The sequence below is a fragment of the Geobacillus sp. LEMMY01 genome (genome assembly GCF_002042905.1).
In the GTDB taxonomy this organism is placed as follows: Bacteria; Bacillota; Bacilli; order Bacillales; family Anoxybacillaceae; genus Geobacillus; species Geobacillus proteiniphilus.
Map to the genome: position 1 here is coordinate 13,482 of NZ_MVKA01000003.1, position 25,568 is coordinate 39,049.

The following is a 25,568-nucleotide window of genomic DNA, read 5'->3' on the forward strand; positions in this document are numbered from 1 at the left end:
GATTGATCCTCATGGCATTCTTATTTTCCCTTTTTCTATTTGAATGGTGTGTAAATTTTGAAGAAACGGCCGCTGTCTTTCTGCATAATGATCGTACCTCGCACCCGCGCGACTATGCGGTTGTTTCCCATGTAGGGAGGGTGTTTTGTGGAGAATTTGAAGCTGGAGAATATGGAAATTTCCCCTTTGGATCGCGCAAAGCGGCATGTATGGATTCAACACCGCGGCGCCTCAGGATGGATCACGCTGGCGAAGAAGGAGCCGGATGGGGGATGGAGGCAGTATCACTACCAGCCCAACGAATTGGCTGTAGAACTGCCTAAATGGCTTGGAGAGGACGTCTATTTTAGCCAGAATACCTTTTATAAGCCTCAACGAAGAATCGAGAATATAAGGCAGCTGAGGGCTCTGTACGTGGATGTGGATTGCCATACGATTGGCTATGAGCCGGAGTGGGTGGTCGGGAAGCTGGACATCGAGGTATTCTATGACAATATCTTGCCTGAACCTAATCTCATCATTTTCTCGGGTCGCGGAATCGTATGCGTTTGGTTGATCGAGCCGGTCCCGTACAAGGCCTTGCCGCTGTGGAAGGCGGTGGAGAACTATTTTTATGAGCAACTTAGCTATGTGGGGGCGGACAAGAAGTCGCTGGATCCGACCAGGGTGTTCCGGATCGACGGGTCGGTCAACTCCAAGAGCAAAAGGGAGGTCGTCGTCGAGTACCGGCACGGCGACAGGTATGTCCTCCGTGACTTGCAATATGAGTACTTGCCGGAATTGACAAGGGCGGAGACAGGGAAGAAAGGAAGAAAAGGGAAACTTGTCCGGCTACATAATATCCAGACGCTGCACTATGCCAGGCTACTGGATTTGATTCGTCTTGCGGAGCTTAGAAATTATGATCTGAAGGGATACAGGGAGCTGTTTTGTTTTTTATATCGATACTGGAGTTGTTGCCTCACTGATGATCCCGATGAGGCGCTGAGACAGATGATAGAGCTGAACGCTGGATTTAAGGAGCCGCTGTCTGAAAAAGAGGTGATCCGGGCGACAAAAAGCGCCGAGAAAGCGTGGATGGCTAAGAATGATGCGAAGGCGAATGAGGAGGCGAGGAAAAAAGGCTATCCCGGCGCCGGCTATAATCTGAAGAACTCTACGATCATTCGATGGCTGGACATCACGCCGGAGGAACAGCGACACTTGCAGACCATTATTGACGCCAATGAGAAGCGCCGGCGGAAACGGGAACGCGACAGGGCGAGGACAGGGGAGTTGCGCCGGGGACAAGGGGCGAAGACAAGGGAGGAGTACCTCGAGGAACAACGGGAGCGAACGGAGGACAAGGCATGGCAACTGCAGAAGGCAATGGAGCGACACCCTGACGCGACAAATAAGCATCTGGCCATGATGCTTCAGATATCGGTGCGGCGTGTCCAGCAGCTTAAGAGGTTGGTCAAGAACTGACGTTCCCGTGAAATGGTTCGTCGCCCTTATATTATGGGCGTCAGCCTGCTTGCTCCCGCGACCATAAAGAAAGAATAAACCAAATTGGTTTTGTTCCAATACCTCATTAGATTGGTGGGGGGAGTCCCGAGGGTTTTAAACTTCAGATTTTCACTTCGATGAAGGGTGAAATGCAAGCGGATCGTCGCAAAAAGGATGGTAAAAGGGATTTTAAAGATTGATTTTGGACGCATAGCTGCAAGGTGAAAATGCCAGTTAGTAGTTATTATAAAGGGGATAGGTTTATTGATTAGATTTTGATTGGTGATGATATGATTATTTAGAACATAATTCTCAATGCAAATTCACCAATAAGATAAAAATTCTGCTTAGAATCAGGGGAGCGAATGAAGGTGAGGACACCAGAGTGACGCAGAGGACGCTATGATGAAATATTGCAAATAAAAGACGAGGACAAGGGACGTGTCTCTGCTCCTCGATCGATTAGAAATCTATACAACTAAGACATGCAACCGCGTAAAGGTGTCGCGACAGATGTCCCGATGGATTAGCGGCCGCCGGAGACGATGGACAATGAATCGCGACAGACCGAAATAATAAACGTGTCTCCCATGACAATATGGACAGTGGGTGTCCCCGGTCGGGGGATTCTGAGGACACAGCATATCATCGTGTCTTGAAAAAACGAGCTTAATTTATTTTTTGTCAGACAAAAAATTAAACACTTTCATTATCATGATCATCAAGTAAAAACGGATACTTCAGCAACATATGTTGAAATGTTCCTTTGTCTTTGAATGGGAGGAATTTACGGGACAAATTTTGATAGTAGCATCTCTGGTGGATGATTGTATTGATTATATCCAAGAACACTTTATCGCTAGGGCGGACAATTTTTGAGCATACCGGACACCTTAGTCTTCCGATAATATCGAACATTTTTTCGCCTCCTGTTTGTTTTCTATACTCCCTCTTAGCTCAATTGATGGTATAATCTTCTTGAAAAGTAAAAGGGGGAGTTTTCAATGAGGAAAATCAAGATGCTGATGGTAGCTGTAATTGTATTTATGATAGCAATACTACCGGGAATTGTAACAGACGCAGCCCCAAAAAACATGTATGTACACTTCATCAATGTTGGGCAAGGTGACAGTATTTACATTAAAGCGCCAAATGGAGAGGACATTCTCATTGATGGAGGAAATAAAGATGGCAGTGATGTCGTCGCCTATCTTAAAAAGCAGAAGGTAAAGGACATCGAAATCATGATCGCGACTCATCCAGACGCCGACCATATTGGCGGTCTTGATGAGGTTCTCAAGGCTTTCCCTGTGAAAAGTGTGTATGCTCCAAAAGTCGGTAATACAACGCAAGCATATAAAGATTTCTTGGTCGCTGTGAAAAATAAGAAACTTACCATCAAAGTTGCTAAAGCAGATGTTGTTCTGCCAATCAAAGGTGTGACTGCTAAGTTTGTTGGCCCTGTAAAATCGTACAGCACTAGCGATACAAATGACTGGAGCGCTGTCCTAAAAGTGACCTATGGCAAAAAGTCATTCCTGTTTACAGGCGACGCCGAGACTCGAGCAGAAGCGGATATGGTTAAAGCGAAAAAGGATTTGCGCGCTGATGTGTTGAAAGTAGGTCATCACGGTGCGAAAACATCGACCAGCGCGACACTTTTAAAAGCTGTAAAACCAACATATGCGGTAATTTCGGTTGGCAAGAATGCCTATGGCCATCCAACATCGGAAGTTTTAAATCGGTTGAAATCTTATAAAGTCAAGGTATTCCGTACCGACAAACAAGGAACGATTATCGCAACAACCAACGGGACAACACTTACCTTCAACGTAAAACCAATTTATTAGAGGTGGTTAAATGAAATATATCATTGATCGCTTCGAGGGTAAATGGGCAGTTTGTGAGGCGGAGGATGGCAAAATGATCGATATTGAGAAAAGCAAGCTACCCAAAAACGCCCGCGCCGGCGATGTGATTGTACAAGAGAACGGAAAGTTCCGAGTGGATAAAAAAGAAACAGAGAAGCGGTGGAAAGAGATTGAAGAGTTGATGAATGAGGTGTTTGAGGAGTAACACCTCATTTTTTTATATAAACGATTTTCCCAAAACAAGGGAGCGCTGAGGCGTTCTTTGTCTCTGGCATGGGAAACCCCTGTCTGTTAGAGTCATCTTCTGTCCTTCAGTGAGAGGCGTGTGGCGACTAATGATGGGTGGTTGGCGGCTCGTCATTGTAATGATGGAGAAGATCAACCTTCGTGGACTCAATCGTGGACTCAATCAAGGTACGAAGCGAGTGGCCGCTATCGTGGCGACTGCTGGGCGTCTGTTGCCCGTGGTATCCATTCGTCCGATGGCTGAAAGCCGGATCACTGGATAAAAGAAGAACACCGCTAAAAACCGACCTAATGCGCTCATACAGACGTTTTTGGGGAAAGGGAGGCTTTGTAGGATTGGATGATGCAGGGCAGACTCAATCAAGGGACGCGTCGGAGACATAGGATGTCGCGGAAATGCCCCCTTGGCTGTGTGGGCGAGGAAGTGGAAGTGCGCTACAAACGGTGTGGCGAAGGATACCAAGCCTTCTTCAGCGTTCAGCCGGTCAATCGGGTTGTCATCCCCGCCGAGTAGCAAATCTTCCGGTATGGACAGCGGCTCACACAAGACTTCATCGATGCCCTTGACGGACGACATGTGTCTCGGTTCAGTGAGACGCGATCGAGCGGCAACGGCACCGAATCATCGGATAATGCCAGCGCCCCTTGACGCAACTGTCCGTCTTGTTCCCACAAAACGAGCCGGACGGTAAGCGTCGGGATTAGGGGCGTGATGTCATTGACGTCACGAAACGCCGGATGGGGGGAGAACGAGACACCATGGGTATCCTTCGTGGCGGCGTCTGCCTCCTCCTGAGGACATCCCAGAGTCAACACAGGACATCCACACGACCCCCAGAGTGTGCGGTGACACGGCCAGCCAGGACAAATCGACCTCCGGCTTTTTCGGTGGCGTCGGAGTTAACCGGGGTCAAACCAGTAAACCAACAATGTCACCCTGATATATTGCTGTTTTTTCTCCCTTTTCCACATACAACAATATTAAAACTTTGGCAACGCCTCCACCGCATCCGCCAGATCACTATAGCTGTCTTTTAAGTATCGGGACGTTGTGGCGATATTGCTATGACCTGCGAGTCTCCGCACTTTCTCGATATCGTTGTTCGTCGCTTTTAACATCCACTTACAAAATGTATGCCGGAACATATGGGGCGTCAGTTTTTTGTTCGGCAGGCTGTGGCTTTCAATCATTCGCTGGACGCCGCGGATCGAAAAGTTTTACGTTTTGTTTATTCCTTTTCGGCTTCCAACCAATCCGTTATCATGAACAGTTCCTTCTTCAGCTGCCGATTCAGCTCCACAGGGACATGAAGCACGGTATTAGATCCTAACGTGAAAGAAAATGGTTCGTTCTCATCGATTAATTGTGCCAAGGAACGCAAACCGGAGGCCTTGAATCGACCTTCTAACGGAAATCCGGCGATGCTGCTTATATAAAACGCATTATCGGCAAAATACCCATCAATCACTTTTAATTGATCCATTATAGACATGTTTTATCCCTCCCAGAATCGATTCATTCGGTTTAGAACTTCGGCAACGCCTCCACGGCATCCGCCAAATCACTATAGCTGTCTTTTAAGTATCTGGACGTCGTGGCGATATTGCTGTGGCCGGCAAGCCGCCGCACTTTCTCGATATCGTTGTTCGTCGCCTTTAGCATCCACTTGCAAAACGTATGTCGGAACATATGTGGAGTTAATTTTTTATTCGGCAGGCTGTAGCTTTCGATCATTCGCTGGATGCCCCTTAGTAAGAATTTAAAAGACATATGGAGATGCTGCAACATAAAGTTTCTTTTTTTCATTCCTACTCGAAACTTCAGCCAACCCTCTAGTTCGGCTAATAAAATCTTCGATATAGGTACGATCCGTACTTTCATTATTTGCTCACAACGCGAATCAACTTTAACTCAGGACCGGGTCGGCTAGTTTCCATCTAGGAGCAACAACGTCGAAGTTTGCGGTAAAAGAACAGCATTTTCGTTGGGGAACGTGTACGCAACTTGGATATTAAATCGTTGAAGTTTTGTGTATTGTCTGCTTATCGGTGTTTGTAGCGGCATGCGCGATATGGATTGTGAGGTGGGATGCGGTGCATCTTATTTGTTTCATTCTGTGATATCATAATTCGTATGGCAATATAGTGTTGGATAGTAGTAATATGTAGTTATGTACACTAATTTCTGTTAGAGTGATAGTGTGTATAAAAAATATCCCATATATATGAATTACCGTTTATAGGTGGTTTAAAATGAAGTGTCAGTTAAAACTAATATTAGACGAAATCGGAATGACTCAGAAGCAACTAGCCGAAAAAGTTAATGTTTCAACCCCTACAATTAGTAGTATTGCTAAAAATCAATCTATACCAAGGTTAGACTTAGCTTTCCGAATCAGTAAAGCAGTAGGTAGAAAGATAGAAGAAATATGGATATACGAATAAAATTAAAGTAAAGTTCAATTTATTAAAATAAACTTTACTTTTTTTCTTTACTATGGTACTCTAAACTAGAGAGTTTTTCTTTTTATGGAGAGTGAAGCTATGAAAGTAATGAATACAGGAAACATGTTAGAAAATCGTGATGAAGCTATTCGTCAAATCTTTTTAAATATTTTAGAACAAGATGAGGATTTTTGGGATTTTCGAAATGAAAATACCAAGGAATTTTCACACGGGTATCATTCATATCCGGCCATGATGATTCCTCAAGTAGCAAGAAATTTAATGCGTATGATATTGAGTAATCAACCGAATATAAAATCTGTTTTCGACCCTTTTATGGGTTCCGGAACCACTTTGGTTGAAGGGGTTTTACATGGTCTAGATTCTTTTGGTACGGATTTAAATCCTTTGGCTAGATTATTGGGGAAAGTTAAGACTACTCCATTAAACCCTACTTATTTATCGGAAGTTGCTGAACAATTTATTTTTTCTTTAAGTAATGATGAGTTAAGCTATAAAAATGGTGACCTTGTTTTAGAGAAACCTGAATTTAAAAATATTGATTATTGGTTTAAGCCATATGTTATTGATTATCTACAGATTATCAAAAATAACATCAAAAAAATACAACATGACGATATCAAGTTATTCTTTTGGGCTGTATTTAGTGAAGTTGTGAGATATGTTTCTAACACTAGAAATTCGGAATTTAAATTATATCGCATGGATGAAGAAAAATTAGCGGATTGGAATCCTAATGTATTCGATGTATTCATTAAGTTTTTAAATCGTAATATTGAATTGAACCAGCAATTTTATGAATTATATAATGAACAAAACCCTACAAACCAACCAGCGGTAAAAATATTCGATTTAAACGCCATGAATCTCGAAGGAATTGATGATAACAGTTTCGATTTACTTATAACATCTCCGCCTTACGGTGATAGTAGGACTACGGTTGCCTATGGGCAATTTTCAAGGTTATCTTTACAGTGGTTAGATTTTAATGAAATCGGGGAAGATGAATCTTTAGTCAAAGACATAAATAAAATTGATGCATTACTTCTTGGTGGAAAAGTTGATAAAGAATTAAAAAATAGCTTAGCTTCTGAAACGTTAGAAAGAACTATAGAATCAATTGCTATAGAAGATGAAAAACGTGCTAAAGAAGTTCTGCAATTCTATATTGATTTGGATAAGGCACTTAAAGAAATAGCAAGAGTTATGAAACCTAACTCATATCAATGCTGGGTAGTTGGTAATCGAACAGTAAAAAAAGTAAAGATACCAACTCATCAAATAATAATTGAGTTATTCCAAAAATACGGAGTGAGACACGTCTTAACCTTCGAAAGAAATATACCAAACAAAAAAATGCCTAAAGAGAATTCGCCGACGAATAAGGTCGGTGAGAAAGTTACTACAATGAACGGTGAAGTGATTTTTATTCTAAGAAAAGAAGGATAAACACACGTAACTTCCGCAATCGCAAAGCGACTCGCGGAAGTTACGACTATGGTTTGGACTATGGTTTTACTAAAATTTGCTGTTCTTTAAAACAAATCGGGAGATGACTCCGTAAGATTCTGAAAGCTGTACCATGGTTTCGAGGTCGGCCGTTATTCTTCATGTGCATACGCAAATCGACTTTAATATAACCATCTTGTACAGCTTTCATAAAACCTTTAAAATCAAATCCTTTCAGTAAACGTGCTTCCGTGTAATGGAAATGTTCGTCTGCATCTTCTCCTATATGGTCGGCATAAACATAAACTAATGCCGGAAGTTTATCTTCGAATGTTTTTTGTAATAATTCTGCTGTCCAGTAAACATCTAATGGTATATCTTTATGAATGAGACGAATTTCTTTATTTGTAACCTCTAATTTAAAACCTTGTGCATTGTAATCCAAAGCGCTTATTGTAGTGTACAATTCTTTGATACGGTCTTCTTTATCGCTATCATAAGCAAAAGTTTCTAATAAATAGCGGTCACGTTTACGACCTTTATCAGAAAGAGGTTCTTTAGTGAAAAGTGTAAGCATTGAAGAAGTGTTGCGTCTAGCCGCTTTAAGTTCCGCTACACCTAAATCTGGTAAAGAGATGTTGTTTTCAGTCAAACCAAGTTCCTGTTCTAACGTATGACCTACTCCTGTATCTCCACGTCTCAAGGTACGAATGTAACCTTTTGCTTTGATTTCTTCCAATTTTTTGATGAATGTTTTAATATCCATCATATTATAATCACTCCTTGTGTCAGTTAATAATTTCGCTGGATTTACATTCAATGCTATGGAAATAGCAATCAACTTCTCGAAGCTTAAATCATGCTTCCCTCTTAAAATTCTTTCAAGTGATTTAGTGCTACCATCTCCCCCTATCAATTTAGATAAATGACTTTGGGTAAAATGAGGGTTCAATCGTTTTTTGTTATACTGAATTAAGCGAATATTTTGTGACAACAAACATCTCAGTTTTTTAATTTCATCATCTGTCATAAGTGAAATCTTATCGTTGAGTAATTCAGAATAACTCCAATTTGGATTCTTGAAAAACAATCGAATATCAATATTTAGGGATGAAAATATTTTGCATAAAGAAGAAAATCTAGGGAGACATTTACCACTTAAAATACGACTAATCTGAGATGTAGAAAGTCCAGAACGTTTAGCTATTTCAGTAGCTGTTAGATTTGTTTCATACAAGATGGATATAAGAGAATCCATATAATTTTTTAATTCTTTATCCATCCGTTCTAAAAACTCATGTATCTCAACTCCTTTAGTTAATGTTATTTGTTGGACGTTTTTAGTTTATCACCATATTAATTAGGCTTCTCCCTACATATATGCAAAACATTAACTAAGGATTGTCGTCATCTGTCGCCGCTGTCTTGCGTACGTATGAGTGGACACGACATGCGAGAAGGTTCCGGGGCAAATAACCTTACGCTGATTGTAAGTGATCTATCAAACTTAGACATACTGATACTACTAATCTAAAATCTAAAAAATGACATGATTAGTATAGAAAAAAATTTATCCAAATAAAAACATCATTAGCCTAAGATCATCCATATCGCCTCATAATCCGTAAGTTAGTAGGAAATTCATATCCATTGTTTTTTGTGAATTATCTTCGCATCAAAGAATTACCTCTTGCTTTTAATTAAGCAGAGGGAGATTGACCGTCTTTGACTGGGAGAAGCGCTGTTTAAATGGAATAAAAAATGCTAAAGGCCACGGCAATCATTCTTCAAAGATTACCATGGCCCTACTGGACTATCCGAATCGTTATCGGTGACACCTACGCACAAAAAACTTTGTTAAAATTTCGGCAATGCCTCCACCGCATCCGCCAGATCACTATAGCTGTCTTTTAAGTATCGGGACGTCGTGGCGATATTGCTGTGGCCGGCAAGCCTCCGCACTTTCTCGATATCGTTGTTTGTCGCTTTTAACATCCACTTACAAAACGTATGCCGGAACATATGGGGCGTCAGTTTTTTATTCGGCAAGCTGTAGCTTTCGATCATTCGCTGGATGCCCCTTACAGAAAACTTCGGAGAACGCTGGCTGTAAAAGACGTATGGCGATTCGGCCACATGCGGTTTCTTTTTTGCCATTTCCGCGCGAAACTTAAGCCAATCCTCGAGTTCTGCCAGCAAGATATTCGAGATCGGCACCGTTCTTACTTTCATCCCTTTTCCCACGATCCGAATTCGTTTCATCTCTAAATCCAAGTCCGTTAATTTTAAATTGGATAACTCTTCCACACGCAATCCTGCATAGGTAAGCAAGTACACTACCGCGCGGTCCCGCCGATATTTCTCCTCGGGATCGACTCCTCGGCTTTGCACCGGTTTTTTCCGCATCCGATGCAATAAGTCCTCGAATTCTTCTTCCGTTAGCCACATAATTTTTTCGTTCTCTTCATCGGCCGATTTTAAATCCTGGATATCTTTCATTGGGTTCTGTTCGAGCTTGTAATGTTCGACCGCCCACGCATAAAAGCTCCGCAGCGAATTAAGGCGGCGATTGATCGTGGAAATGGCCAACGGTTTCCCTTCCACCGGATTCAGCATTTGCTGGATCCATTTGCGAATATCGGCCGTCGTAACGTAATCACCTGGACGAATATGTAAATCGTTGAAGAAGATATTCAAGTCATTCGTGTAGGAGATGATCGTGTTCGGGGAAGCTCCCTTTTCTTGAAGATAAGTGACATACTCGTTGAGCATCTTTTTCACCCTTTCACTTATACGACGAGTTTAAAAGGATTCGAAGAGCAAATAATCGGTATAAAAAATAACATTATATGACGAGTATATCATAAAAAGAATAGATTGTTAGACATATAACGTAGATTATGCGATGAGTTAAATTGATCTAATATATTTGGTTTAGAAATACGGAGAATTCTCAAGTAAAAAGCTCTCTGACTGATTAATATCAGAGAGCTTTTGGTACGATTTATTCAGTTTTCAATCGCCTTTTCTGAAAAGATCTGATACTTTTCGTCAGAGAGTTGTAAATTATCATTTTATTTCAGCACAAAACGCCCATTTTTTTGCACATTCTTTCAGAAAGCCCTCTCCCCTTTTCTGAAGGAATGTGCTAAATTTTTTGTGAATTGTTTCGGACAAAGATTTCCATTCGTTTCAATGAGGGGGAGGAAGTGTGATCCAGTTTCACGACTTTGGCATTGACATTCAAACGTATACGGATCGTGGGAAAGGGAACGATTTTCCCGACGTGAACCAATGCCCCCACTGTTCATCCCGCCGCCCCTTGCATCGTCACGGATACTACCAACGCTATGCGTTGACGGCAGAGGGGGAGTATCACCTTTGGATCGCACGATACGCTCGCGAGAGTGTCGCAAAACCGTGAGTGTGCTGCCTTCTTTCCTCCTCCCGTATGTTCAATATACACGATCGGTTATTTGGCAAGCGGTCAAAGCATGGTTCGAAACGCCAAGGCAAGGAGCGAAGACCAAACAGGTTGTTTTTCCCACCAAGGAGGTCATCTTGTTTTATGTCCGACGATTTTTACGGAATCTCTCCCGCTTGCATCACGCGGCGGCGAGAAGGTGGGGAATCATCGGCCCTGTAGGGAACGCAAGAACAGAATGGGCGGTTTGGTGGATGCAGACCTTGGAGGGACGGGGGGTGGGCTCGATCATCCAAGACCTGTGGACAAACGAGAGATGGCATCTGTTTGCGGATCAAATTTCTTCCTGATTTTCTACTTAACACCAAAAATGGAGATGGTTGATGTTCCCACAAACCCTTCCTCTCGACGAATCTCGAGCCGTTTCGTAAGATAGGAGGCAGAGGGACCGGGACGGTCCAACATCACAGGGAGACAGGGAGGAGATCCGGATGGATGAATCGATGAGACACGACATCGCGCTGTTTCGGTACGGGCTGATCGCTCCGTTGGTGAATGGCCAGGTGGAACCCAAAGCGTATTTGAATGAGGTGGGCGGGCGAGTGCATTCGATTCCTCATCAAGGGGACAAACCCATTGCGGCGAAGACGATTCTGGATTGGTGCGCCCGATACAAAAAAGGGGCTTCGACGCCTTGAAGCCGAAGCGCCGTTCGGACCGCGGCCACTCAAGGCGTCTGTCGCCCGATGATGAGGATCATATTTTAGCCCTAAGAAAAGAACATCCCACCATGCCCGTGATGGTGTTCTACGAACACCTRATCGAGCAGGGGGAAATCCCAGAAAACCATACCTCTTACTTTACTATATACCGATTATTGAAAAAACACAACCTTGTCGGGAAAGAAATTTTGCCCATGCCGGAGCGAAAACGCTTTGCGTATGACCAGATCAATGAGCTTTGGCAAGGGGACTTATCCCATGGACCCACGATTCGAGTCAATGGGAAAGCCCAGAAAACGTTTTTGATCGCCTATATCGATGACTGCTCGCGGTTAGTGCCATATGCCCAATTTTTCCCTTCGGAGAAGTTTGACGGGCTGCGGATCGTCACGAAGGAAGCGGTGCTTCGTTGCGGGAAGCCGAAACGCATTTACTCGGACAACGGGAAAATTTATCGGTCCGAGGTGCTGCAGTATGCGTGCGCCGAGATGGGGATTACACTCATCCACACCCAGCCGTATGACCCGCAAAGCAAGGGAAAAATCGAACGGTTCTTCCGCACCGTACAGACACGGTTTTATCCACTGTTGGAGCTGAATCCGCCGAAATCGCTTGACGAGTTGAACGAGCGTTTTTGGAAGTGGCTTGAAGAGGAGTATCATCGAAAACCGCACGCCTCACTGGACGGAAAAACGCCGCATGAGGTGTTTCAATCGCAAGTGCATCTCGTGTCGTTCATCGAAGATGGTGATTGGCTGGATGCGATTTTTCTGAAGCGGGAGCACCGCAAGGTGAAAGCCGATGGAACGATCACCTTGAACAAGCAGCTGTATGAAGTGCCGCCCCGGTTCATTGGGCAATCGATTGAACTCCGCTATGACGAACGGGGCGTCTATGTGTACGAAGATGGAAGGAAGGTGGCGGAGGCCGTTCGGGTTCGTTTGGAGGACAACGCCTATGTGAAGCGCCACCGGTCGCCGTTTGCGGCGGTTTCGGCGAAGGAGGGAGAACACGATGTATAAAACGTTTTATTCCCTCTCGCGGGAGCCGTTTGCGAAAGAAACAGACCCGTCCGAGGCGTAATCAAGGGGCGTCATTTCAGGAAGCGTTGCGGGCGCTGGAGTACGTGAAACGAACCCGGGGGATCGGGCTGTTGATCGGAGAGCCRGGGGCGGGCAAGACGTTCGCCCTTCGGGCGCTGAAAGAGTCATTGAATCCATCATTGTATCATGTCGTCTACTTTCCGTTATCCACCGGAGGCGTGATGGATTTTTACCGTGGACTGGCCTTGGGATTAGGAGAGGAACCGAAGTACCGCAAGGTAGAYCTCTTCCGCCAAATCCAGCAGGCGATCGAGCGATTGTATCATGAACGACGGATCACGCCGGTGTTCATTTTGGACGAGATGCATTTAGCAAAGGATGCATTTTTACAGGACATCGCCATCTTGTTCAACTTTGAGATGGATTCGACCAACCCATTTGTCTTGATTTTGGCCGGGCTGCCCCATTTACAGGGGAAGCTGCGGCTCAATCAGCACCGCCCTCTCGATCAGCGGATCATCATGCGATACCGGATGGGGCCGCTGGAGAAGGAAGAGGTGGCGGGCTACATCGAGCATCGGATGAAACAGGCCGGGGCGAAGCATCCGATCTTCACTCCATCGGCGTTAGAGGCGATTGCCCTGCAGTCGCGGGGATGGCCTCGGGTGATCAACACGTTGGCCACGACGTGCCTGTTATACGGGTATCAGCTGAAAAAGGACGCCATTGACGAAGAAGTGGTGCGCATGGCCGCAGAGGAAATGGGGTATTAGCAYGAAAGGGGCCGAATCGGCCTCTTTTGTGCTTTYTCTTTTCCATCGGTCCATCAGGCGCGCTGGAAATCTTCATCTGAAAGAGCGTGCAAACGTTCCGAAAGAATGTGCAAAATCCGGAACAATCCGCAAAAATTTTGCACATTATTTCCGAATCCGCCTGAAATAATTTGAAAAAGGGATTCTGAAATAATGTGCTAGTTTACACTAACTATGGAGGGGATTTTTTATGGAAAAAAAGAGAAAAACGTATTCTGCAGAATTTAAAATGGACATTGTTCATAAGTACCTTCATGAAGGTTGGAGCCAAAGTGACCTTTTAAAACACTTCCATATTCATAACTCGATGTTACAGAGATGGGTGAATCAGTACCAAAGAGAAGGAATAAAGGGCCTGAAAGAAAAACAAGGAAAAACGATAGGAACGAATAAGGGAAGACTGCGTAAAAATCCGTCAAGTCCAGAGGAGAAAATGAAACGCTTAGAAGCAGAAAATGCCTACTTAAAAAAGCTCTTGGCTGTGAGAAAGGGGTTGATACGACAAAAGAAAAATCTTTAGTGTTTACGATCATTCATGAATGAAGAACTCAATTTCCGGTTGTCCTATTATGTGAGATTGCAGGGGTTTCTACAGCTGGATATTACAAATGGGTGAAACGTCAGACAGAACCATCGAAAAAACAATTAGAAGATCAATGGATCATGGATAAAATAATGGAGTGTGAAACAGACAAGGAAATCCATTGGAGTTATGGCTATCTAAGGCTGAAAACGTGGTTCCAACGTGAGTACAACATAAACATCAATCATAAGCGTATCTATCGATTAATGAAAAAGATGGGAATCCAAGCCAAAATCAGAAGGAAAAAGTGGAAGTATTTCGGCAGAAAAGAAGCGTATGTGGTTTCAAAAAATCATTTAAACCGAGAGTTTACAGCTGAAAGACCGAACCAAAAATGGGTGACTGATATTACATATCTGATTTTCAATGGACAACGTTTATATTTATCTGCCATTTTAGACCTCTACAATAATGAGATCGTAGGGTATGAAATCAGTGAAAGAAATGATCTTTCACTTGTAATAAACACGGTAAAAAAAGCCATAAAAAAACGAGATGTAAATGGTCTCCTCCTCCAATAGTGATCAAGGATACCAATACATCTCCCAAAAATATCACCAATTATTACAAGAATACAACATAAAAGCAAGCATGACTAGAAAAGGGAATTGTTTCGATAATGCCTGTATCGAAAGCTTTTTTAGCCACTTTAAGACCGAGTGTTTTTATCGCTATCGCTTTCAAACCCCAATGGAGGTACGGAAAGCTGTAGAACGGTATATCACGTTTTATAATCATAAACGATTTCAAAAGAAACTAAACAACCTTACTCTGATCGAATTTAGGGGTATGGCTGCTTAGTGAATCATTCTTTTTTTATTACTGTCTACTTGACAGGGGTAAGACCATTTTGAGTCAGCCTTTCCTTAAATCACTAGTTTCCTTTCTCTTTATACTTTAGATTGCGGTAAATTTATCCAATTATACTTCTTCGTTTCATTAGAAATAATATTGTTATTCCTCCAAATGTAAACGACCAATATTTAAACGCGCATTTACTATCTAGGGTGAATACATGTTCCTTCATACAATTGGTAACACAATGATATTCCATCTTCCTTTCTATGGTTAAAAAGTTTCTATCTATAATAATATTTTTATGTGATTTTTGTGTAATTATGAGTTTTTTGACAGGATCAGTGTAAATTAAAATATTCTAAAATCTTTTCACTATTTTTGATTTTTTCCTATTGAAAACCCTTTGAACAAACGTCCACCGTATGGCCTCAATACCTCATCACAGAGGTTGATTAGATCATCTTTATTGTGATTTTTATAGAAATTATTAAGTGCCTGAGCAAGTTGAGAACAAAAATTAATGTCGTACTGTTGCAGTGCTCTCCAAACCCATTTTCCCTCTCCTATCCAATAATTATTTGTTCTTAGTACAAATTCATGTATAGAATAAATTAACTTATTTACAGTAAATATATCTTCAATATAATCAATAGAACCTTCTAAGTCATATAATAATTCTGATATGCCATATCTAGAAACTTCAATTTCATGATGCTCCCATTTAGGAGGACCCATGTCAAGTAGTCTTTTAGCTTCCTTCTTGATTTCTTCACTGTATCCTAATTTGTCTTTAATAACAACTCCTTCCCAACACATTCTTGGTAATGAAGGTCTTGCTCGTTTACAATCCCTATTAAAATACTCGTACAGTGAAGCTTTAGTATGTACGAATAGCTCAATTGGCCAATTATATTCTATAAATGATTCTCTGTAGGGTGCGTTTTCATCATTACAAATTACCACAATGTCTAGGTCTGAAGTATTTGTGTAATCTCCTCTAATTATACTCCCCCCTAAGATAGCCAAATCACAATTTGGGATATAGTTATCTATAAATTTTAAAGCAGCTTCTATAGGCGGTATCCGTAAAGACATATTTATCTCTCCTTTTGAATATTTGTATTATGAATATTTTACCACTCAATAGTGCCCTATACATAGTTAATTTTTTGGAATATTTAATATTTAAGTTGTGTAAATTTTTATTGGTTATTTCATATCGATTTTTATAAAGTAGGTGGATCTTTATGCCTGAAGGAATACATGAAATTAAACTAAAAAAGGTTATTGATATTGTAATAACTACATTAGTAAACTCAAGCTTTTGGATAGAGCCGAAAACTGAAAGAGGAAATAAGTATCTCAATTATTGGCTTGACAAGAATTTATTAAAAAATATTTTAAATGACCCGTGGTGCTAGATAAAACTCAGACAAGCATAAAAATAGCCCTTGCTGGCGGATCTCCAGTAGAATGAAAGTGTCACCCAACATTCGAAAGGAGAGATCCCCCATGCAAGAGCACTTTCATTTTACTACAGATCCAGCCAAACTTCAAAAACAATATGCCGCTATTTTCTGTTTTGTTTCTGCCCAACTGTCGTTGATTCAAATGTATCTTCATCGCCGCAACCGTCACTTGGTCAAGCAAGAAGACGAAGTGGTCATGGCGGTTCACCTTTTGGGGAAGCTGCTGGGCTTTTCTTCCGAACGAGCCTGGCATCGTTTTGTCACGGGAAATTTGTTCACAAACGGCTCGTTTCTTGAACGCTCCCGATACAACCGCCGCTGCCGGGCGCTTGGTTTCGCCATCAAATGGATCCGTCATGAGCTGGCGAAACGTGGCCAACACCATGCTTATGCGGTCGTCGACAGCTTGCCTCTTCCGTTGTGCCATCCCGCAAGAATGCAGCGCGTCAAGCGATTTCGAGGGATCGCGGATATGGGGTATTGTGCTTCCAAAAAGCAATGGTACTACGGTTTCAAGCTGCATCTTCAAGTGACCAATCAAGGGCTGGCCATGGGCTATGTCGTGACGGAAGCGTCCTGCCACGACGTCAAAGCCGCTGAAACGGTGATGACTCAAATCCCTCATCCCTACAACTTTGGGGACAAAGGGTACATCAGCCRCGCTCTTCGAGAAAAGCTGTACGAAGAACACCAAGCCGCGTTCTGGACACCGTCTCGACACAATCAAAAGCACGGCCCATCCAAGGCATGGGAAGAATGGATCAGGAAAAAACGCAAAGTCATCGAGACGGTGTTTTCGATTCTCGTAGACCAATACCGGATCACCGACATTCGAGCGAATTCCATTGCCGGGTTTGAAGTGGCACTCGATGGCATCTTGTTGGCGTATTCCCTGGTCACACTAGGGCTGGTTGAGCGCTGACGCTCAACTAGCACCACGGGTGAACATAATAATCTATTGATATCAGACAAAGAAAAACCTAACTCTCTTTTAATGGAATGCTCTTCACTTCGCTTTTCTTCTACTGATCAGGCAAAAGGTATATTAAATATCCCAATCGAATTATTGTCTTCCCAGAAAGCAAGAGAATATACGGGTCTTGAAGTCAGAACAAAACTATATACATGCTCATTGAAAAGTTAACCTTCGCATAAGCGGTGCCCACTCCGGTTATACTGCTCCTAATGAAAAACATGGAAAAGGAGCGGAATTCTGCATGAAACGTCTCAAAATCACCGACAACCATGGATGGACGCCCCGGAAACTCCGCAAGCAGGAACGGAAGATCAAAAACGCCCATCTCCGCCAACGTGTGATGGCCGTCCGCCTGGTCATGGAAGGCTATTTGGGCAAAGACGTGGCCTCCATGGTCAACGTGTGCCGACAAACTGTTTCCCATTATGTGTCGCTGTTCAACGAAGGCGGCCTTGAACTCCTGCTTCATCGGGATTTCGCCCCCGGGCGGGAGCCGTTTCTCACCGAAGAACAGCAGGAAAAGATCAAACAGCTTGTGTTGACCACTATTCCCGCGGAACTGGGCTGGGACGTCGCTTCGGCGTGGAACACCAAACTCCTGCAATCCTATGTCGCAAAGCAATTCGGTGTTTCCATTTCCCGCGAAGCGCTGCGAAAACTCCTGCACCGCAAAGGGCTGTCGTGGACACGACCGACGTACACACTGGCGAAAGGAAATCTGGATGAGCAAAAACAATTTGAAAAACAAATGGATCTGATAAAAAAAACTTGATCACCAAGGAGACAGAAGATGCTGTTCTTCTGTACATCGATGAAACCCATATCCGCTCTTACCATGTCTTGCGGTCCACATGGTCGGAAGTCGGCCGCCAAAAACAAGTGCCGACGTTTGGCCATCATGCCCACGTATCGCTGTTTGGCGCGGTCAACGTCCATGATGGTGAAACGGTGCTTCATCAAACGACCGCTGCCAATGCCGCGACGTTCTTGGATTTCTTGAGAATGCTCAAAGAGCGCTATTTAGACCGTCTCATGGTTTTGGTGTTGGATAACGCCCGCATTCACCATGCCAAAATGGTCAAGGAGTTTTTGCGGGAAGAAGGACAGTGTTTTCACTTTATTTACCTTCCTCCGTATTCTCCGCAACTGAACCCGATCGAACGCTTGTGGAAATGGCTGAAAGACACCGTGATCGCCAATGTGTTTCACAAAAATCGAAACGATATCGTCCAGGCCATTGCTCGGTTTGTCCACTACATCCACGAACGTCCGGAGGAAGTGCTGCAACGCTTAGGGTGTGCAGGATGAGAAGTTAACTCTTTATGTTGCATGTATATATTCGTGATATAACGGTTTCGCTCTCGCAATGGCACAATGCTCCCCTGCTCTCAACGATGATGGAGCCGTATGCCTATTCCCTTATTATTTTATGGGGGGCGCTGGCTGTTTCCTTCCTTATAGCCGTTACGGGAGCCTACATCTGCTTTTTGCTTCCGCGTCCGCTGCAAAAAATGGTTAAAGGAATCGCGTTTTTTCTTGAGTCGATCCCCGATGTTATTTTTATTTTTTCTACGCAACTGTTTGTCATCTGGGTGTTTAAAAAGACAGATTTGCTTATTGTCAATCCTGTTGCCGGTTTTGACAATGTATACGTGCTGCCGATTGTCATGATTTCCATTTTGCCTTCCATTCTGCTGTTCCAAATGACATTTCTTGCGTTTACGGAGGAAAAAGACAAGCCATACGTCGAATATGCGCTAGCGAAAGGATTGTCAAAAACGGCAGTGCTATGGCGCCATATGTTCCGCAACGCGCTGATCACCGTGTTTTCTAACGTCCAATATTTGTTTTGGTTTATGCTGTCGAACTTGTTAGTGGCGGAATATTTGTTTAATATGCACGGATTGTTCCGGTTTTTGTATGAGCAGCTCCCGCCGGAAGTAGTGGCTATCGGTCTTGCCATGCTGTTTTTGCCGTTTTACATCATTGATGTGGCCGGAAAACGAGTGATTGCTTATTTGACGGGAATCGAGAGGGGGGTAGCGTGATGCGCGCATTCCGCAACGTTTATTTTACGACAGGGTTTATCATCGCGGCCGGTCTATTGCTGGCCAGTTTTTTCTATTCTTATTGGCTGAAAGACATCATTCCGCAGCCGCCGAAGCAGATCTACTGGGTTGGGCCCTCCGGAGAAAGTGGCGCTCTCCCTTTCGAACGAATGGTCCGGCTTGATCGGTCTTTCCTATCGGGAAATGATGCTTGACCAATGGATTGTTGTCGGGCCGTGTGTTGCCTTTATCGTTGCCATTTTTGCCTTCAAATTAATGGGAAAAGGGTTAGAGCAAGTGATCGCTGGAAAAGGAAAACGGAAGCAGCGGAAAAAACAGCGGAGTTCATCGGGAAAAACCGCTTCTTTTCCGCCGCAGCAGGGCGATTTTGAATTTGTACTTTATAGATAGGCTATCCTAAAAATACATGAGGGGGGATGGAGTTGCGTGATCGCATCGACTTCTTATGCAAGACCATTTTGGCGATAAAAACAGCGGGCCGATTGGTCCTCGGGATTGATGGGCTAAGCCGATCGGGCAAAACGACATTAGCCAATCAGCTGAGTCAAACGTTGCGGGAGCAAGACATCTCCGTGTGCGTTTTTCACATGGATGATCATATTGTCGAGCGAGCCAAACGTTATCATACGGGAAACGAGGAATGGTTTGAATATTATTATTTACAGTGGGATGTGGAGTGGCTAACGCATCAGTTGTTCCGTCAACTCAAAGCATCCCACCAGCTGACCCTCCCGTTTTATGATCATGAGACCGATACGCACTCCAAGCGAACGGTTTATCTCTCTGATTCGGACATGATCATGATTGAAGGTGTTTTTCTGCAAAGGAAAGAATGGAGGCCGTTCTTTGATTTCGTCGTCTATTTGGATTGTCCGCGGGAGATTCGCTTTGCCCGTGAAAACGATCAAGTGAAACAAAACATCCAAAAGTTCATCAACCGGTATTGGAAAGCAGAAGACTATTATTTGGAAACCGAAGAGCCGATTAAACGGGCGGATGTTGTTTTCGATATGACCTCATGATCGGGAATCTTTGGTAGGGTTTGTTCCTTTGCGAGGATGACGATGTTGGAAAAGAAAACATCGAATCGATCATCGATAATTTCATACAATTTGTTGAATAATCAACGAATTGTCTTGATCTAACCATTGAAAGTGCCCTCATTCTTTTATAATGATAGACAGGTGTTGATGAAATTTATGGATTGAAGGAGGGTATCCTATTATGATTTCCGCGAAAGCACTGGCTGTCGATGAAAAACGAGTAATTGGGGGGAGTGCGGTTAAATAGCAGAATCGGGCCTGACGGGCCGAACGGCGGCTTTTTCCGGGATGGAAAGCGAATCGATTGGTAATGGGCGGCGTGGAAGTGAATACGGTGTGCCTGTCGTCTCAATAGGTATGGTCGGGCGTTCCCGTGTGGGGACGTCTTTTCTTTTTGCTGTTTTGCAGAAAAAATTTAATTTAAATCAACAATTATTTATTGATAAACGATAAGACGTTCATTACAATAAAGTCGAAAACGAGTCAGTGAGGTGTTTCGATGAAACGGGAAACGTTGTTTTTGAAGGCGTCTTTAGTGTTGATCGGCCTTCCGGTTTTGGCATTGTGCCTATTTTTGGTGCCTGCGCTTGCGAAGGTGGCTGTCAAGCTGGTGCCAACGTTCCCTTGGATCAAGTATTTTGTTTATCTTGTGTTTGAGGCGTCCGCGCTGCCGTTCTACTTCGCTTTGTATCAGGCGTTCCGGTTGTTAGTGTATATTGACCGAAACGACGCGTTTTCCGAGGCGTCGGTGAAAGCGTTAAAGACGATCAAACATTGCGCCGTCGCCATCAGCGGGCTGCATTTGCTTGTCTTGCCGCTGTTTTACTTGTTCGCCGAGAAAGACGACGCTCCGGGTGTCATTTTCGTCGGTCTGATTGTGCCGTTTGCGTCGCTTGTCATCGCTGTGTTCGCCGCGGTTTTGCAAAAGCTGCTGCAGCAGGCGATTGAAATCAAACAAGAAAATGAGTTGACCATTTGAGGTGGATGACATGCCGATTATCGTGAATCTTGATGTCATGTTGGCGAAGCGGAAGATGAGCGTCACCGAGCTGTCGGAGAGAGTCGGGATCACGATGGCGAATTTGTCGATCTTGAAAAACGGGAAGGCGAAGGCGATCCGTTTCTCGACGCTCGAAGCCATTTGCAAGGCGCTCGATTGCCAGCCCGGGGACATTTTGGAGTATCGAAGTGATGAAGGGGAGTCAAATCCGTGAGTAGGGAGGGGACGGCTTGAAAGGGGAGAAACACGAGGCAGCGGTGAACGAATACCCACCGCTTTGCCTCATGATCGTCCGGGTGCGCCAGTTTTGCAGAAAGTCGCGGCTGATCAAAGCGTTTGTGCAGCTTGTTCGCTTCGGTTGGGCGCAGGTGTTGTCTTGCGTGTTTCCGGTTGTCATTTTTGCCTCATTGGCGCTGACGAAGATCGCGCCGCTTCCGCTATTGCCGCGGTATGATTGGCTGCTTGTTATTTGCCTTCTCATGCAATGGTGGATGGTGCGGTCAGGGATGGAAACGCGGGATGAACTCAAAGTGATCACCTTGTTCCACGTCATTGGACTTGCGCTCGAGCTGTTTAAAGTGCGCATGGGTTCGTGGTCGTATCCGGAAGAGGGGTATACGAAAATCTTTGGCGTGCCCTTGTACAGCGGGTTTATGTATGCGAGCGTCGCCAGCTATCTTTGCCAGGCGTGGCGAAGGCTGAAGGTGGAGTTGGTGCAATGGCCGCCGTTTTGGATGGTCGTTCCTCTCGCTTCGGCGATTTACTTGAATTTTTTCACCCACCATTATTGGGTGGACGTTCGTTGGTGGCTCTCAAGCCTCGTCATGCTTGTCTTTTGGCGGTCATGGGTGACGTATGAGGTCGGGGGAGTCCGCTACCGGATGCCGCTTGTTTTGTCCTTTTTGCTGATCGGGTTTTTCATCTGGATCGCGGAAAACATCGCCACCTTTTTTGGCGCTTGGCAATATCCAAACCAGGTGAAGGCGTGGAGCCTTGTTCATCTTGGGAAGGTGAGTTCGTGGTGTTTGCTTGTTATTGTCAGTTTTCTCATCGTGGCGACGTTAAAGCAAGTGAAAACAATGGCTGTGACAGGGGCAGTGGAGCGTTCACATGAAGATGGAAAATCGTTGTAAGCCGAGCAGGGCGGGGATTTGGCTGGTCGTTGCTCGGCTTTTTCCTTGATAAGCCGCCCGCTCCTCACGGAAGCTGTGCCTTGATTTCTTCCATTTGCGCGAGGTGGCGCTGTTCATGATAGCCGACAAATTCCACCCATTGCTTCAAATTCAGTGGCCCAAAAATTGGATGCGGGAACGATTTGGCTTCCAAGTCAGCCGGGTTGGCTTGCTCCGTGATTTGGCGCAACCGCTGCCGCGATTGATGCAATTTTTCTTCCAGTTCGTGTCGAGTGAAAAAGCGGTCGCTCGGGCGGGCGAAATCAGGCGCCTCCACTTTTTTCGAACGATCAACGGTCAAGTGGATCGGTTTCTCCTCGACCGGTTGGCTCTCGCCATGCTTTAATGTATAGGCGATCATGGCTGCGATCGATGTTTCGATTAAGTACAGGTGTTCGAGCACTTGGGCGATCGTCCAACTTCCGTCCGCCACTCGGGTGTTCAGCTGTTCGTCCGACAGCCCGGAAACGCTTTTGATCAGCTGTTGGCGCACTTGCTCATTATGATCCATCATGTTTCCCTCATTTCGATGTAGATTTGGTTTCATCGTACGATAAGGAAGATCAACCGTAAAGCCGTTTTGTGTTCGCCGTGATCATGGTTTTGACTTGTTCGATATCTCGGCCATAGTGTGCCGCCACGGCTCGCGCGGAGTCCAATAGCCATAACGGCGTCGTCAGTTTTCCGGCAAACGGGCCTGCAAACGGCCATGGGCCATCGGTTTCAAGGAGCAGCTGCTCGATGGGAACGAGGGATAACAGCTGCTTGTCGCGCTCGCGGTAGCACACTTCCGGCGTGACGGAGATGTAGTAGCCGCATTGGACGATTTGTTTGACCACGGCAGGCTCGGCCTTCAGCCAGTGGAAATGGGCTTGTCGGACACCAGCTTGCAACAAGATGGCCAAGGTCGTTTCCGCGCGGTCGTAGACGGCGTGAAGGGCGAGCGGCAAGGAAGCATCCGCGGCGATGGCCGCGATTTCGGTTAATCGTTCTTGATACGCGGGCAGCTTGGCGCATGCTTCCGCTGAATAGTATGGCAGCCCGACTTCGCCGATGGCGGCGAGCAGCGGCCGCTCTTGCTTGACAAGTTCTGTCCATTCGTTCCAATCGGCTTCGCTTGGCAGCGGTTGCTCGGGATGAAAACCGATGGCGGCGTAGACGAAGGAAGGGAATCGCTGTTTCAACTCGAGCGTTCGGCAGCTGGAGCGCAAATCGGTGGATACGGCGACGACGCCGGTGATGCCCGCTTCTTGCCAACGGTTGATTTGTTCATCGATGTCCGTGTACTGGTCGAGATGAATATGAGCGTCGATCATCCACAGCGACCTCCCCTGTCCTTTTTGCCGTCCCGCTGGCTGAGGCTTTTCGCCTTTTCATCCCCATTCCTTATCAATCTGGTACTTGCGGATGCGGTATTGCAAGTTTTGTCGGCTCAAACCAAGCGCTTTGGCCGTTTTTGTGATGTTGAAGCCGTGATGCTGCAGCGCCTTGCGGATGTAGTAAATTTCGACTTCTTCCATGTATTTGTCAAGAGGCAAAATGTCTTCCGTATCAAATAAAAAGTCCGTTTTCGTTTCGTCGGGCGCCAGCTTGGCTCGAAAAGGGGCAGGCAGATGGGCGAGGGTGATGGTTTGTTCTTGTTCCATCGTCGCCATCGTTTCCAACATGATGGCCTCAAGCTCGCGCACGTTGCCGGGCCAGCTGTAAGCAAGAAACGCCTCTTGCACGTCATCGCCGAGTCCTTCGACATGTAGGCCATAGCGCTCGTTGCCTTGACGGATGAAATGGATAGCGAGCGGCAAAATGTCCTCTTTCCGTTCGCGCAACGGCGGCAGGACGATGCAGTGGACGGCAATTTGGTAGTAAAGCGATTTGAGCAATTCCCCTGCTTGGACGGCATCGATCGGGTCTCCGCTTGTCGAGGCGATGAGGCGAACGTCCGCACGAACCGGTTCTTGGCCATGGGCGCGGACAAACTGTTTTTCTTGCAGAAAACGGGCGAGTTTTTGTTGAAGCGGCAGGCTTAACGAGTCGATATCGTCAAGCAGCACAGTGCCGCCGTCCGCTTGTTCAAACAAACCGGGCTGGATCTCGCCGCCTTCTTCGCTGCCAAACAGCATCGTTTCCATCCAATCATCCGGAAGCGACAGGCACGTTTGCGCAAAAAACGGCTTAGCTCGCCGTTCGCTTTCGTGGTGAATGCAGGAAGCGAGCAAGTCTTTTCCTGTCCCTTTCTCCCCAATGAGCAGCACAGGCGCTTCCGAGCGGGCGGCATGACGCGCAAGGCGGATGGCCTTTTGCATCGCTTCGCTTTGGCTGATGATATCGGCAAACGTGCGGCTGGCTTCCTTGCGTTGGTGGTGTTCTTGGATCAGTTTGCGGAACTTCGTGATGTCTTTGGCGATTTCCACGGCGCCGATGATGCGCCCGTCTTTTTGCAGCGGGTGCGTTTGATTGACCGTTGTCACGGCTTGCCCTTTGTTATTGAAATAGGTTTGCTGCTTGTTCAGAATGCTTTCACCGGTGCGCAGCGCTTCAAGCAATGTGCTCGGCTGCTCCGGGTTGAAGCGGAAGACGTCCAAAATATTTTTATCGAGCACGTCCTCGATGTTCATACCCTCGATGTCCCGCATTTTCCGGTTGTAAATGACGGTTTTCCCATGTTGATCGACCGCATGGACGCCAAGGTCGATCATTTCGAGAATTTGCTCATACATTGATAAAAGCGTTTCCATATCCCGGTTCACGATCAGCACCTCTCTTTTTTGTATTATAGCATAAGGTGGACGGGAGACAGGAAGGGAAAGAAAGATGTGAAAAAATTTTTTGCTAAATATATTGAAAATAGAAAAAAATCATTTCATAATAAAGTTGTAATACATTAGAAATTGAAAAATAATTTTGCATAAAAGGAGGTTGCTGTTCGTTTGATAAAAA

Annotated in this window: 25 protein-coding genes and 5 pseudogenes; 21 read left to right on the plus strand and 9 right to left on the minus strand. The window is 45.0% G+C overall.

All coding sequences use genetic code 11. The features are described from left to right. The first annotated feature begins 147 nt into the window (after positions 1 to 147). The 4 genes from B1A75_RS02765 to B1A75_RS20510 all read left to right on the plus strand — a co-directional run bounded on the left by B1A75_RS02765 (position 148) and on the right by B1A75_RS20510 (position 4,119). Positions 148 to 1,467 carry a hypothetical protein gene (locus B1A75_RS02765; RefSeq protein WP_053532343.1) on the plus strand — a complete coding sequence of 440 codons (1,320 nt, stop codon included), beginning with the start codon at positions 148 to 150 and terminating at the stop codon, positions 1,465 to 1,467. 1,025 nt (positions 1,468 to 2,492) lie between these two features. Continuing rightward, positions 2,493 to 3,338 carry a ComEC/Rec2 family competence protein gene (locus tag B1A75_RS02775; protein ID WP_012301080.1) on the plus strand — a complete coding sequence of 282 codons (846 nt, stop codon included), beginning with the start codon at positions 2,493 to 2,495 and terminating at the stop codon, positions 3,336 to 3,338. Positions 3,339 to 3,348: 10 nt separating this feature from the next. After that, positions 3,349 to 3,564, plus strand: coding sequence for a DUF3006 domain-containing protein (locus B1A75_RS02780; RefSeq protein ID WP_008881774.1), 216 nt, complete (start codon positions 3,349 to 3,351; stop codon positions 3,562 to 3,564). Positions 3,565 to 3,990: 426 nt separating this feature from the next. After that, positions 3,991 to 4,119: a hypothetical protein gene (locus B1A75_RS20510; protein ID WP_255211305.1), complete on the plus strand. Its 129-nt coding sequence runs from the start codon at positions 3,991 to 3,993 to the stop codon at positions 4,117 to 4,119. Between the two features lie 467 nt (positions 4,120 to 4,586). Here the strand turns inward: B1A75_RS20510 and B1A75_RS02790 are convergent. The 3 genes and pseudogenes from B1A75_RS02790 to B1A75_RS02800 form a co-directional block, all read right to left on the minus strand. Beyond that, positions 4,587 to 4,820, minus strand: a pseudogene (locus B1A75_RS02790) (tyrosine-type recombinase/integrase); the annotation flags it as partial. A gap of 14 nt (positions 4,821 to 4,834) precedes the next feature. Next, positions 4,835 to 5,098 carry a hypothetical protein gene (locus tag B1A75_RS02795; RefSeq protein WP_062677247.1) on the minus strand — a complete coding sequence of 88 codons (264 nt, stop codon included), beginning with the start codon at positions 5,096 to 5,098 and terminating at the stop codon, positions 4,835 to 4,837. A 32-nt stretch (positions 5,099 to 5,130) separates the two neighbouring features. Next, the gene (locus B1A75_RS02800; RefSeq protein WP_139761699.1) at positions 5,131 to 5,487 is read right to left on the minus strand and encodes a site-specific integrase; all 357 of its coding nucleotides are present in this window, start codon (positions 5,485 to 5,487) and stop codon (positions 5,131 to 5,133) included. 371 nt (positions 5,488 to 5,858) lie between these two features. On the opposite strand from B1A75_RS02800, the gene B1A75_RS02805 reads away from it, so the two are divergent. Both B1A75_RS02805 and B1A75_RS02810 read left to right on the plus strand, forming a co-directional pair. Then, positions 5,859 to 6,050, plus strand: a complete 192-nt coding sequence (locus B1A75_RS02805) for a helix-turn-helix transcriptional regulator (RefSeq protein ID WP_062899126.1) — start codon at positions 5,859 to 5,861, stop codon at positions 6,048 to 6,050. 99 nt (positions 6,051 to 6,149) lie between these two features. Continuing rightward, positions 6,150 to 7,520: a class I SAM-dependent methyltransferase gene (locus B1A75_RS02810; RefSeq protein WP_176202379.1), complete on the plus strand. Its 1,371-nt coding sequence runs from the start codon at positions 6,150 to 6,152 to the stop codon at positions 7,518 to 7,520. Positions 7,521 to 7,578: 58 nt separating this feature from the next. Here the strand turns inward: B1A75_RS02810 and B1A75_RS02815 are convergent, their stop codons facing one another. After that, complete coding sequence (locus B1A75_RS02815; protein WP_079935696.1) at positions 7,579 to 8,802, minus strand: MvaI/BcnI family restriction endonuclease; 1,224 nt, start codon at positions 8,800 to 8,802, stop codon at positions 7,579 to 7,581. Positions 8,803 to 9,377: 575 nt separating this feature from the next. Then, the gene (locus tag B1A75_RS02820) at positions 9,378 to 10,292 is read right to left on the minus strand and encodes a tyrosine-type recombinase/integrase (protein ID WP_079935698.1); all 915 of its coding nucleotides are present in this window, start codon (positions 10,290 to 10,292) and stop codon (positions 9,378 to 9,380) included. 439 nt (positions 10,293 to 10,731) lie between these two features. On the opposite strand from B1A75_RS02820, the pseudogene B1A75_RS02825 reads away from it, so the two are divergent. The 6 genes and pseudogenes from B1A75_RS02825 to B1A75_RS20610 all read left to right on the plus strand — a co-directional run bounded on the left by B1A75_RS02825 (position 10,732) and on the right by B1A75_RS20610 (position 14,905). Further along, a pseudogene (locus B1A75_RS02825) lies at positions 10,732 to 11,294 on the plus strand (DUF6431 domain-containing protein). Between the two features lie 141 nt (positions 11,295 to 11,435). Continuing rightward, a pseudogene (locus B1A75_RS02830) lies at positions 11,436 to 12,688 on the plus strand (IS481 family transposase). Further along, positions 12,681 to 13,482 (plus strand): annotated as a pseudogene (locus tag B1A75_RS02835) (ExeA family protein). The pseudogenes B1A75_RS02830 and B1A75_RS02835 overlap by 8 nt, the downstream one beginning before the upstream one ends. 229 nt (positions 13,483 to 13,711) lie before the next feature. Beyond that, positions 13,712 to 14,041 (plus strand): transposase, encoded by a 330-nt coding sequence (locus tag B1A75_RS02845; RefSeq protein WP_012301090.1) that lies wholly within the window; start codon positions 13,712 to 13,714, stop codon positions 14,039 to 14,041. Between the two features lie 38 nt (positions 14,042 to 14,079). After that, a pseudogene (locus B1A75_RS19225) lies at positions 14,080 to 14,625 on the plus strand (IS3 family transposase); the annotation flags it as partial. Continuing rightward, a complete protein-coding gene (locus B1A75_RS20610) occupies positions 14,606 to 14,905 on the plus strand; it encodes an IS3 family transposase (protein ID WP_139761701.1) in 300 nt (99 codons plus the stop codon). The pseudogene B1A75_RS19225 and the gene B1A75_RS20610, both read left to right, overlap by 20 nt. A 369-nt stretch (positions 14,906 to 15,274) precedes the next feature. On the opposite strand, the gene B1A75_RS02855 is transcribed toward B1A75_RS20610, so the two are convergent. Further along, a complete protein-coding gene (locus B1A75_RS02855) occupies positions 15,275 to 15,997 on the minus strand; it encodes a nucleotidyltransferase domain-containing protein (RefSeq protein ID WP_012301091.1) in 723 nt (240 codons plus the stop codon). A gap of 417 nt (positions 15,998 to 16,414) precedes the next feature. Here B1A75_RS02855 and B1A75_RS02860 point away from each other — a divergent pair, with 417 nt between their 5' ends. The 9 genes from B1A75_RS02860 to B1A75_RS02900 all read left to right on the plus strand — a co-directional run bounded on the left by B1A75_RS02860 (position 16,415) and on the right by B1A75_RS02900 (position 22,592). After that, a complete protein-coding gene (locus tag B1A75_RS02860; RefSeq protein ID WP_079935699.1) occupies positions 16,415 to 17,293 on the plus strand; it encodes an IS982-like element ISGsp1 family transposase in 879 nt (292 codons plus the stop codon). A 295-nt stretch (positions 17,294 to 17,588) separates the two neighbouring features. Continuing rightward, a complete protein-coding gene (locus B1A75_RS19745; protein WP_079935700.1) occupies positions 17,589 to 18,119 on the plus strand; it encodes a helix-turn-helix domain-containing protein in 531 nt (176 codons plus the stop codon). Next, a complete protein-coding gene (locus tag B1A75_RS19750; RefSeq protein WP_020279733.1) occupies positions 18,116 to 18,655 on the plus strand; it encodes an IS630 family transposase in 540 nt (179 codons plus the stop codon). Before B1A75_RS19745 ends, B1A75_RS19750 begins: the two co-directional genes overlap by 4 nt. A gap of 14 nt (positions 18,656 to 18,669) precedes the next feature. Further along, positions 18,670 to 19,395 (plus strand): ABC transporter permease subunit, encoded by a 726-nt coding sequence (locus tag B1A75_RS02875; RefSeq protein WP_254866593.1) that lies wholly within the window; start codon positions 18,670 to 18,672, stop codon positions 19,393 to 19,395. Between the two features lie 129 nt (positions 19,396 to 19,524). After that, the gene (locus tag B1A75_RS02880) at positions 19,525 to 19,806 is read left to right on the plus strand and encodes a hypothetical protein (protein WP_023634310.1); all 282 of its coding nucleotides are present in this window, start codon (positions 19,525 to 19,527) and stop codon (positions 19,804 to 19,806) included. Positions 19,807 to 19,832: 26 nt separating this feature from the next. Then, positions 19,833 to 20,438: a kinase gene (locus tag B1A75_RS02885; RefSeq protein ID WP_079935701.1), complete on the plus strand. Its 606-nt coding sequence runs from the start codon at positions 19,833 to 19,835 to the stop codon at positions 20,436 to 20,438. 520 nt (positions 20,439 to 20,958) lie between these two features. Beyond that, positions 20,959 to 21,438 carry a DUF2975 domain-containing protein gene (locus tag B1A75_RS02890; protein WP_011229691.1) on the plus strand — a complete coding sequence of 160 codons (480 nt, stop codon included), beginning with the start codon at positions 20,959 to 20,961 and terminating at the stop codon, positions 21,436 to 21,438. A 10-nt stretch (positions 21,439 to 21,448) separates the two neighbouring features. Then, positions 21,449 to 21,673, plus strand: a complete 225-nt coding sequence (locus tag B1A75_RS02895; protein WP_013144000.1) for a helix-turn-helix domain-containing protein — start codon at positions 21,449 to 21,451, stop codon at positions 21,671 to 21,673. A gap of 16 nt (positions 21,674 to 21,689) precedes the next feature. Beyond that, positions 21,690 to 22,592 (plus strand): DUF817 domain-containing protein, encoded by a 903-nt coding sequence (locus B1A75_RS02900; RefSeq protein ID WP_021322048.1) that lies wholly within the window; start codon positions 21,690 to 21,692, stop codon positions 22,590 to 22,592. 64 nt (positions 22,593 to 22,656) lie between these two features. Here B1A75_RS02900 and B1A75_RS02905 read toward each other — a convergent pair whose 3' ends face one another. From B1A75_RS02905 to B1A75_RS02915, 3 genes are read right to left on the minus strand one after another with little or no spacing between them, the layout of a single operon-like run. Then, positions 22,657 to 23,145 (minus strand): DinB family protein, encoded by a 489-nt coding sequence (locus tag B1A75_RS02905; RefSeq protein WP_079935702.1) that lies wholly within the window; start codon positions 23,143 to 23,145, stop codon positions 22,657 to 22,659. 49 nt (positions 23,146 to 23,194) lie between these two features. Beyond that, positions 23,195 to 23,947, minus strand: a complete 753-nt coding sequence (locus tag B1A75_RS02910) for a TatD family hydrolase (RefSeq protein WP_042382037.1) — start codon at positions 23,945 to 23,947, stop codon at positions 23,195 to 23,197. A 57-nt stretch (positions 23,948 to 24,004) separates the two neighbouring features. Next, positions 24,005 to 25,378: a sigma-54 interaction domain-containing protein gene (locus B1A75_RS02915; RefSeq protein ID WP_079935727.1), complete on the minus strand. Its 1,374-nt coding sequence runs from the start codon at positions 25,376 to 25,378 to the stop codon at positions 24,005 to 24,007. Positions 25,379 to 25,568 lie beyond the last annotated feature (190 nt).